This is a genomic window from Vibrio sp. Vb0937 (assembly GCF_033338855.1).
The window spans coordinates 1-1,314 of record NZ_JAWOTK010000234.1; the positions used below are offsets into that span (position 1 = coordinate 1).

General features: G+C 41.2%; 1 protein-coding gene and 1 pseudogene. One reads left to right on the forward strand and one right to left on the reverse strand.

Annotated elements, in window-relative coordinates; all coding sequences use genetic code 11:
* Nucleotides 1–217: 217 nt before the first annotated feature.
* Nucleotides 218–682 (reverse strand): dCMP deaminase family protein, encoded by a 465-nt coding sequence (locus R7P67_RS24710; RefSeq protein WP_005485131.1) that lies wholly within the window; start codon nt 680–682, stop codon nt 218–220.
* A 404-nt stretch (nt 683–1,086) separates the two neighbouring features.
* Between R7P67_RS24710 and R7P67_RS24715 the strand changes: the two are divergent.
* Nucleotides 1,087–1,314 (forward strand): annotated as a pseudogene (locus tag R7P67_RS24715) (efflux transporter periplasmic adaptor subunit); the annotation flags it as partial.

The window sequence follows — 1,314 nt, forward strand, 5'->3', positions numbered from 1 at the left end:
TCACCGGTGGTTTCAACTTTCATGGTATCCATGAATTTATCTCTGTAGAGATGATGGAAAAATCTGTCCTTGTGATTGTAAAAATCGCTGAACTTACCGCTAAAAAACACGGTTGATGGAACGTTCACCCATTCAATTCAATTCAATTGAATGGGTGACATCGATACAAAGAAGCCCAGACAATTTGTGTGTCTGGGCTTTGTAGTTTTGGGAAGGACTAACGAACGTCTTTATCCTCGAAATTGATGTCGTCTAGCGGTAGCCAATCTACCTCAACACCCGCCTGATCAAACATATCTTGGCTCACTTGGATTTTATCTCCCCAGCGAGATAGAAAGTCTTCAGACTGTTCTGGGCAGTGAACGCGCGAAATACCTGTTTGAATGATCTTTGCAGCGCAGTTTGGGCACGGGAAGTGCGTTACCCAAATGTCACAACCATCCAAATCGCGTTTTGAAAAGAGAATTGCGTTCTCTTCTGCATGCAGAGTTTTTAAGTATTTCAGTTCACGTTCGTCGGTGTCTACGCTGTCTGAAACACCGTGTGGATAACCGTTAAAGCCAACAGAAACAATGCGGTTCTGTTTAGTGATCACCGCACCTACCTGCGTTGAAGGGTCTTTACTCCAAGACGCCACCAGTTCAGCCATTTGGTAAAAACGTTTCGCCCATTTAGAAATCATGCTCATCCTCTCGGTCGAAGGCTTTGAATTATCTGAATGATAACCCATTTTTTTTAAAAAAATAGTCGAAATACGAGCATTACAGTGAAAGCGATTCGTTTTCATGGTTAATCGGGGAGAGTTTGTTCAGCTCTAAGCAACAATTCCGCCTTTATTGATGAGTTTATTGGTCAAAATTGGCAAACGAATGAGTCATACATCACATTGATGATTAGAGGTTGCTTATATTGTGGGGTGAATGAAGATCTGAAAATGATTTCAAATGCATCAACTTTATTTCGGCTCGTTTCAATTAATTACATTTAGAAACATTTTACACAATTTATGTAGGAGAATTCGGAATCTACTGTCTGTAAGGTTAGTGTGTTTTCAACAATATCCTGTTCCATAAAGACGGTAAATACATGCAAAAGAAACCACTTGTCGCATTAATGGCGGCTACAGCTATCCTTGCAGGATGCGGAGAAGCGAATAATGCCCAAAGAGAGAGCCAAGCGCCTCTTGTCGTAACTCAGGATGTCACGGTAATCGACTACCAACCGAGTAAATCATATATCGGTCGCATTGAAGCGGTAGAAGATACCAATATCACAGCACAGATTTCAGGCTATTTACAAGCTCGTCATTTTGAA

What these genes read in the sequence shown, in the direction of transcription:
- R7P67_RS24710 (WP_005485131.1), bottom strand. Translation starts at nt 682, where the DNA reads ATGATTTCTAAATGGGCGAAACGTTTTTACCAAATGGCTGAACTGGTG.